This is a genomic window from Streptomyces sp. a15, from assembly GCF_059026085.1.
In genome coordinates this window covers 23,418-30,676 of sequence record NZ_JBWLKM010000092.1, presented here as the reverse complement: position 1 = coordinate 30,676, position 7,259 = coordinate 23,418, and the positions used below count along the sequence as shown (strand labels likewise).

The 7,259-nt window shown below is 69.3% G+C and carries 11 protein-coding genes and 1 pseudogene; 4 read left to right on the top strand and 8 right to left on the bottom strand.

Annotated features, from left to right (window positions below; all coding sequences use genetic code 11):
* The 4 genes and pseudogenes from AC5P09_RS44370 to AC5P09_RS44355 form a co-directional block, all read right to left on the bottom strand.
* Positions 1-189 (bottom strand): annotated as a pseudogene (locus tag AC5P09_RS44370) (hypothetical protein); the annotation flags it as partial.
* Between the two features lie 22 nt (positions 190-211).
* On the bottom strand, positions 212-610 hold the full coding sequence (locus AC5P09_RS44365) for a hypothetical protein (RefSeq protein ID WP_493879362.1): 399 nt from the start codon (positions 608-610) through the stop codon (positions 212-214).
* A gap of 2 nt (positions 611-612) precedes the next feature.
* The gene (locus tag AC5P09_RS44360) at positions 613-894 is read right to left on the bottom strand and encodes a DUF397 domain-containing protein (RefSeq protein ID WP_493879361.1); all 282 of its coding nucleotides are present in this window, start codon (positions 892-894) and stop codon (positions 613-615) included.
* Positions 876-1,709, bottom strand: coding sequence for a helix-turn-helix domain-containing protein (locus AC5P09_RS44355; RefSeq protein ID WP_493879363.1), 834 nt, complete (start codon positions 1,707-1,709; stop codon positions 876-878). Before AC5P09_RS44355 ends, AC5P09_RS44360 begins: the two co-directional genes overlap by 19 nt.
* Before the next feature lie 115 nt (positions 1,710-1,824).
* Between AC5P09_RS44355 and AC5P09_RS44350 the strand changes: the two genes are divergently transcribed.
* From AC5P09_RS44350 to AC5P09_RS44335, 4 genes are all read left to right on the top strand, one after another.
* Positions 1,825-2,031, top strand: a complete 207-nt coding sequence (locus AC5P09_RS44350; protein ID WP_493879360.1) for a hypothetical protein — start codon at positions 1,825-1,827, stop codon at positions 2,029-2,031.
* On the top strand, positions 2,028-2,243 hold the full coding sequence (locus AC5P09_RS44345; protein ID WP_266439749.1) for a hypothetical protein: 216 nt from the start codon (positions 2,028-2,030) through the stop codon (positions 2,241-2,243). The genes AC5P09_RS44350 and AC5P09_RS44345 overlap by 4 nt, the downstream gene beginning before the upstream one ends.
* A gap of 46 nt (positions 2,244-2,289) precedes the next feature.
* Complete coding sequence (gene recO / locus AC5P09_RS44340; RefSeq protein WP_307674704.1) at positions 2,290-3,039, top strand: DNA repair protein RecO; 750 nt, start codon at positions 2,290-2,292, stop codon at positions 3,037-3,039.
* A 71-nt stretch (positions 3,040-3,110) separates the two neighbouring features.
* Positions 3,111-3,947, top strand: coding sequence for an isoprenyl transferase (locus AC5P09_RS44335; RefSeq protein ID WP_493879359.1), 837 nt, complete (start codon positions 3,111-3,113; stop codon positions 3,945-3,947).
* A gap of 88 nt (positions 3,948-4,035) precedes the next feature.
* Here the strand turns inward: AC5P09_RS44335 and AC5P09_RS44330 are convergent, their stop codons facing one another.
* The 4 genes from AC5P09_RS44330 to AC5P09_RS44315 are packed head-to-tail and all read right to left on the bottom strand — an operon-like array spanning position 4,036 to position 7,180.
* Positions 4,036-4,452: a Fur family transcriptional regulator gene (locus AC5P09_RS44330; RefSeq protein ID WP_266439755.1), complete on the bottom strand. Its 417-nt coding sequence runs from the start codon at positions 4,450-4,452 to the stop codon at positions 4,036-4,038.
* A 60-nt stretch (positions 4,453-4,512) separates the two neighbouring features.
* Positions 4,513-5,415 carry a metal ABC transporter permease gene (locus AC5P09_RS44325; RefSeq protein WP_266439757.1) on the bottom strand — a complete coding sequence of 301 codons (903 nt, stop codon included), beginning with the start codon at positions 5,413-5,415 and terminating at the stop codon, positions 4,513-4,515.
* Positions 5,415-6,182, bottom strand: a complete 768-nt coding sequence (locus AC5P09_RS44320) for a metal ABC transporter ATP-binding protein (protein ID WP_345570645.1) — start codon at positions 6,180-6,182, stop codon at positions 5,415-5,417. The genes AC5P09_RS44325 and AC5P09_RS44320 overlap by 1 nt, the downstream gene beginning before the upstream one ends.
* A gap of 32 nt (positions 6,183-6,214) precedes the next feature.
* The gene (locus tag AC5P09_RS44315; RefSeq protein WP_493879358.1) at positions 6,215-7,180 is read right to left on the bottom strand and encodes a metal ABC transporter substrate-binding protein; all 966 of its coding nucleotides are present in this window, start codon (positions 7,178-7,180) and stop codon (positions 6,215-6,217) included.
* Between the last annotated feature and the right edge of the window lie 79 nt (positions 7,181-7,259).

Here is a 7,259-nt window from a genome sequence, read left to right as displayed (position 1 = left end):
GTCCCCGAGGATCTGCCGCGCCTTGTCGATGCTGGCCGGGGTTACGCCCGTGACCAGCACGTCGGCCCCCTCCGCGACACCCAGGTCGTTCGGAGGGTCGACGCTCGTCACCGCGGTGACCAGTCGGCCCTCCAGAACGGCGGCTCGGGGCAGACCGACCCCGAAGTGCTCCTCGACGAGCCCGAGCACGCGCTCCGTCGGATCCTCGACGTCAGCGACCCGCTCCAGCGCGGGCCGCGGGGAAGCGGCCGACTCGCGCGCCGTCCCGGTAGTACCAGAACTCCTTCGGCGGGTCGTACGACTTCGGCGTCAGGTGCAGGACCTCCTCCACGCCGCCCTCGGACAGCGCCGGCTTCCCCCAGAACGCCCTCGACGGACACACGGGCTCCACCGCGTACGTCCATCCCGCGCACTCCCCGAGCCGGGCGACGCGGGCCACGCCTTCGTCGGCCTGCATCTCGTCGGCCTCGACCTGGGTCATCGGCTCCAGCAGCGCGCCGGGCTCCGCCCCCAGCCGTACGGCGAGTTCCTCGACGCCGACACCACGGGCGAACGTCACGTTCAGATCGACGCTCCGCCAGTGCCCGGCGAGCCAGCGGACCCCGTCCACGATCAGGCGACCCCGACAGTACGGATGAACTCCGCCCAGGCGACCGGCCCGACGAGCAGCACGGGCCCACCGGGAACCTTGCTGTCCCGGACGGGTACGACGCCGGGGACTCCGTCGGCGACCTCGACGCACGACTCGCCGCCGCTGCCGCCGCTGTAGGTGCTCTTGCGCCAGCTGGCGGCGCCAGGGAAGTCGTACGCGACCTCGACGCATTCCTCGCCGCCGCTGCCGCCACTGTAGGTGCTCTTGCGCCAGCGGGCGTTGGTCAGGTCGTACCCGCGCATCGTCTGTAGTCCTCCGCCGCCGCCTCGATCAGGGCCAGGGACGCCTCCGGTGACACAGCGGCGGCCCTGAGCAGATCGTAATCCGCCTGTGTCCGCTTCACCATGGCCGGATCGTCCAGCAGGTTCCCCGAAAACACCGCCTCTGTATAGACGGTTGGTGGGGCGTCTTCGAACTCCATGAGCCTCATCAGCTTGCCCATGTGCGGATGTGCCCCCGCAGAGAACGGCAGCACCTGCACCAGAACCTGGCGGCTGCGCAACATCGCCGCGATGTGGTCCAGTTGCTGGGCCATCACCGCAGAAGAACCGACCGGGACGCGTAGGGCCGTCTCATGCAGGAGCGCCCAATACACCGGCCGTGCAGCGTCCTTGAGGAGCTGGGCGCGCTCCATGCGAAGGCTGACCATCTCCTCGATGTAGGTGTCCGTGGCAAGCGGGTTGCTCGCCAGGTAGATCGCACGGGCGTACTCGGGTGTCTGCAGGAGGCCCGGTACCACGGCGGGCGCCCACTCGCAGATGCTCGTCGCCAGCCGCTCCAGCTCCGCAGCGTGGGCGAAGTAATCCGCGTACCGCTGTTCTTTGATGAGCTTCCGCCACAGCCGCTCGAAAATACCGTCGGTTTGTAGTGCCTCGTCAATCCGCTGCGCCACATCCAATTGCGGTTTCCGAATAGCCTGTTCGAACTGTCCGATGTACCCACCGGACACGAAAACCCGTAAGCCCAGCTCCACTTGAGTGATCCCCGCGTCTTCCCTTCTGCGCTTCAGCTCCGCCCCGAAGAACTCCCAGACCGCCTGCCGTGAACCATTGGCCACAGCCAATCACCCTCCACTGACCCGCACTTGTAGTGCACAGACTCCTGCCGAGTGTAGGCCCCACAGGGCACCCTGGAGATGAGAAGAGTGAAACTCAAAAAGGAAGGGGAGCACGGTGGAGTCACAGCACTCGGCGCACCGCGTCGAAGAGGCGGAGGAAACGGTGAAAGAATTGCGGGAGGCACTCCTTACGGCGGGAATTACGCTTCCGTCACTCGGGCTCGACCCCGTGAATCTCGCGCGGGAGGCGCCCTGTCCGCTCGTCGAATTGGGGCGGTGTTCCGTGGAGACCGCGCAGCGACTCGCGGCGGTACTGCGGTGAAGCCGCCGGTGGGGGCGTATGTCGTGGACACCCGGAGCGGGCGGATGGGGATCGTGATGGGGCACGAGGGGCCGTATGTGCAACTGAGACCGTATGGCGGGGGGCGGGAGTGGGACGCCGAGCCGGGTGCCGTGCGGCATGCCACGCCTGCCGAGCGGCTGAGCGCGATGACGGCGTACGCCAATGCGCGAAGCCGCGGCGAGGTGCCTTGAAGCCCGGGGACGACCGGGGGCAGTCGGCGTAGGCGAGAATGGGCCCATGAGTCTGTTCCGTGACGACGGCATCGTGCTGCGCACCCAGAAGCTGGGTGAGGCGGACCGGATCATCACGCTGCTCACGCGCGGTCACGGGCGGGTACGGGCCGTGGCCCGTGGGGTGCGCAGGACCAAGTCCAAGTTCGGGGCCCGGCTGGAGCCCTTCTCCCACGTCGACGTGCAGTTCTTCGCGCGCGGGAGCGAGCTGATCGGGCGCGGGCTGCCGCTGTGCACGCAGAGCGAGACCATCGCGCCGTACGGGGGCGGGATCGTCGCGGACTACGCGCGCTACACCGCCGGGACGGCCATGCTGGAGACCGCCGAGCGGTTCACCGACCACGAGGGCGAGCCGGCGGTGCAGCAGTATCTGCTGCTCGTCGGGGCCCTGCGGACCCTCGCTCGCGGCGAGCACGCCCCGCACCTCATCCTCGACGCCTTTCTCCTCCGCTCCCTCGCCGTGAACGGCTACGCGCCCACCTTCACCGACTGCGCGAAGTGCGGCATGCCCGGGCCGAACCGGTTCTTCTCGGTGGCGGCCGGGGGCTCGGTCTGCGTCGACTGCCGGGTGCCGGGGAGTGTCGTACCGTCGCCGCAGACCCTGGAACTCCTCGGGGCGCTGCTTACGGGAGACTGGGAGACCGCGGACGCGAGCGAGCCGCGGCATGTCCGGGAGGGGAGCGGGCTGGTGTCCGCCTACCTGCACTGGCATCTGGAGCGCGGGCTGCGCTCGCTCAGGTACGTGGAAAAGGCGTAAGCCACCGAGGACAAGCGCCACCGAGGACAAGCGCCACCGAGGACAAGCACCACAGAGGAGACGAGAAGCACATGGCCGTACGCGGGATCCTGGGGCGCCAGCGCCGTGAGTACAAGACGCCGGAGCCGCACCCGTCCGGGGCCCGCCCGCCGAAGCTCCCCGGCGAGCTGGTGCCCACCCATGTGGCGATCGTCATGGACGGGAACGGCCGCTGGGCCAAGGAACGCGGCCTGCCGCGCACCGAGGGGCACAAGGTCGGCGCCGAGCGGGTGCTGGACGTGCTCCAGGGCGCGGTCGAGATGGGCGTGAGGAACATCTCCCTGTACGCCTTCTCCACCGAGAACTGGAAGCGCTCGCCCGACGAGGTGCGCTTCCTGATGAACTTCAACCGCGACTTCATCCGCAAGAGCCGCGACCAGCTCGACGAGCTCGGTATCCGGGTGCGCTGGGTGGGCCGTATGCCCCGGCTGTGGAAGTCCGTCGCCAAGGAGCTCCAGGTCGCCCAGGAGCAGACCAAGGACAACGACAAGCTGACGCTGTACTTCTGCATGAACTACGGCGGCCGTGCCGAGCTCGCGGACGCGATGCAGGCGATGGCTCAGGACGTGAAGGCGGGGCGCCTGGACCCGTCGAAGGTCTCCGAGAAGACCATCCAGAAGTACTTGTACTACCCGGACATGCCGGACGTGGACCTGTTCCTGCGGCCGAGCGGCGAGCAGCGTACGTCCAACTACCTGCTCTGGCAGAGCGCCTACGCCGAGATGGTCTTCCAGAACGTGCTGTGGCCGGACTTCGACCGTCGTGACCTGTGGCGGGCCTGCGTGGAGTTCGCCTCGCGGGACCGGCGCTTCGGCGGGGCCATCCCGAACGAGGAGCTGCTGGCCATGGAGGGCGACCAGGAGCAGTAGGCCTGACAGGCACCCGCAGCTACGGCAGCTACGGCAGCTACGGCAGCTACGGCAGCTACGGCAGCTACGACCGCCCGCAGCCGGGCCGCTACGCCGTCTTCGCCGCGCAGTCCTCGCACGTTCCGAAGATCTCCACCGTGTGCGCCACGTTCACGAACCCGTGTTCCGACGCGATGGCCTCCGCCCAGGTCTCCACCGCCGGGCCCTCGACCTCCACGGCCTTGCCGCAGACGCGGCAGACGAGGTGGTGGTGGTGCTCGCCGGTGGAGCAGCGGCGGTAGACGGACTCGCCGTCGGAGGTGCGCAGGACGTCGACCTCGCCGGCGTCGGCGAGGGACTGGAGCGTGCGGTAGACCGTGGTCAGCCCGACCGAGTCACCCTTGTGCTTGAGCATGTCGTGGAGATCCTGGGCACTGCGGAACTCGTCGACCTCGTCGAGGGCCGCCGCCACGGCGGCCCGCTGCCGGGTTGCGCGGCCCTTCACGGACGGTCCTGCGGTCGTCACCGGTTGCCTCCTTAACGTCTGCACCTGCCGGGCCATTGTGCCAGTCCGGCCTGTCAGTGGTCAGACGCCGACCTTTCCGTCGGATCCACGGCTGGCCGGAATCGCGCACTCCGCCGGGTCCCCGGCGGGATGCGCGGCCGCCAGGGCCCGCGCGCGGCGCCGGGCCAGCGGCGCCGCCAGCGCGGTCATGAGGATGAACGCCCCGATGGCCAGCAGCACGATCGTCGCGCCGGGCGGCACGTCCTGGTAGTACGACGTCACGGTGCCGCCGACCGCCACCGAGACCCCGATGGCCACCGCGATCGCGAAAGTGGCCGCAAAGCTGCGGCTCAGCTGCTGCGCCGCCGCCACCGGCACCACCATCAGCGCCGACACCAGCAGCAGGCCGACCACGCGCATCGCGACCGTGACCGTGACCGCCGCCGTGACCGCCGTCAGCAGGTTCAGGGCCCGCACCGGCAGACCCGTGACCCGCGCGAACTCCTCGTCCTGGCTCACCGCGAACAGCTGGCGGCGCAGGCCGACGGAGACCAGCACCACGAAGGCTGCCAGGATGCAGATCGCCGTGATGTCCGACTCGCTCACCGTCGACAGGGAGCCGAAGAGGTACGACGTCAGGTTCGCGTTCGAGCCCGTCGGCGCGAGGTTGATGAGCATCACACCGCCGGCCATACCGCCGTAGAAGAGCATCGCGAGGGCGATGTCGCCACGGGTCTTGCCGTACCAGCGGATCAGCTCCATGGCGACCGCGCCGAGCACGGACACCAGCGTGGCCATCCACACCGGCGACCAGGACAGCAGGAAGCCGAGGCCGACGCCGGTCATCGCCACGTGGCCGATGCCGTCGCCCATGAGGGCCTGGCGGCGCTGGACGAGGTAGATGCCGACGGCCGGGGCCGTGATGCCGACCAGGACCGCGGCCAGGAGGGCCCGCTGCATGAAGGCGTAGTTCAGGAGGTCCATCAGCTCAGCAGTCCCGTCCGGATCGGTTCGGCGTCGTGAGCCGCGTGCGGGTGTACGTGGTCGTGGCCGGGCAGCGCGTGCTGGCCGAGGGCCTGCGGGGGCGGGCCGTCGTGCGTCACGCAGCCGTCGCGCAGGACGACCGCCCGGTTGATCAGGGGTTCCAGGGGGCCCAGTTCGTGCAGGACGAGCAGGACGCTCGTACCTTGGGCGACCTGCTCGCGCAGGGTCGACGCCAGTACCTCCTGGCTCGCCAGGTCCACACCCGCCATCGGCTCGTCCATGATCAGGAGTTCGGGTTCGGCGGCGAGGGCGCGGGCGATCAGTACGCGCTGGTGCTGGCCGCCGGAGAGGGCGTTGACGGAGTCCTTCGCGCGGTCGGCCAGGCCGACCAGGTCCAGCGCACGGCGTACGGCCTCGTGGTCGGCCTTGCGCAGGATGCCGAAGCGGGCGCGGGACAGGCGGCCGGAGGAGACGATCTCGGTGACGGTGGCGGGGACGCCGCCCGCGGCCGTGGTGCGCTGCGGGACGTAGCCCACGCGCGCCCAGTCGCGGAAGCGGCGGCGCGGGGTGCCGAACAGCTCGATCTCGCCGGCGCTGACCGGCACCTGGCCGATGACGGTGCGGATCGCGGTCGACTTGCCGGAGCCGTTGGCGCCGAGCAGCGCGACGACCTCACCGCGGGAGACGGTGAGGTCGATGCCGCGCAGGACCGGGCGCGAGCCCAGCTCGGCGCGGACGCCGCGCAGGGATATGACGGGCTCGCTCACGAGGTCCTCCGTAACTCCGTGCTCCGCAGCGGTCACTTGGCGCCGAGAGCGGTTTTCAGCGCGGTCAGGTTGGACTCCATGACCTGGAAGTAGTCGTCGCCCTTGGACTTGTCGGTGATGCCCTCGATCGGGTCGAGGACGTCCGTCTTGAGGCCCGCGTCCTGGGCGAGGGTCTTCGCGGTCTTGTCGGACACCAGTGTCTCGTAGAAGACGGTGGTGACGCCGTCGGCCTTGGCCTCCGTCTGGAGTTCCTTGATCCGGGCCGGGCTGGGCTCGCTCTCCGGGTCGAGGCCGGAGATGGCCTCCATGGTCAGGCCGTAGCGCTCGGCGAGGTAGCCGAAGGCGGCGTGGTTGGTGAAGAAGACCTTGCTGTCGGTGTTCTTCAGGCCGTCCGCGAACGCGGTGTCGAGGTCGCCGAGCTTCTTGGTCAGCGCGGCGGCGTTCTTCTTGTAGTCCGCCGCGTTGTCCGGGTCGGCCTTCTCGAAGGACTTGGCGACGCCCTCGGCGACCTCGGCGTACTTCACCGGGTCGAGCCAGATGTGCGGATCGAGGGCGTGCTCCTCCTCCTCGGCGGGCTCCTCCTCGCCTTCATGGCTGTGCTCGGTGGAGCCGTGGTCCTCCAACGTGGTCAGCGTGGCCGCGTCGATCTTGTTCTTGACCTCGGCCTGCGCGACCGCCTTGTCGACGGCGGGCTGGAGGTCCTTGAGGTAGAGCACCGCGTCGGACTCCTGGAGCCGCGCGGTCTGCTGGGCGCTGATCTCCAGGTCGTGCGGCTCCTGGCCGGGCTCGGTGAGACTGGTGACGTTCACATGGTCCCCGCCGATCTGCTCGGCGAGGTAGGCCATCGGGTAGAACGAGGCGACGACGTCGAACTTGTCCGCGTCAGCCGCGGTGCCCGCCGTCTCGCTGTCGCTGGAGCAGGCGGAGAGGGTGCCGAGGCCGAGGGCGGTGACCGCGGCGACCGCGATGCCGGATATGTGCTGTCGTCGTACGTTCATGACAGTCATTTTCAACAAATATGGAAACCGTTGTCAACAAACGTGGTGAGAGGCCTGGTACCGGTACCGATTTGATTGG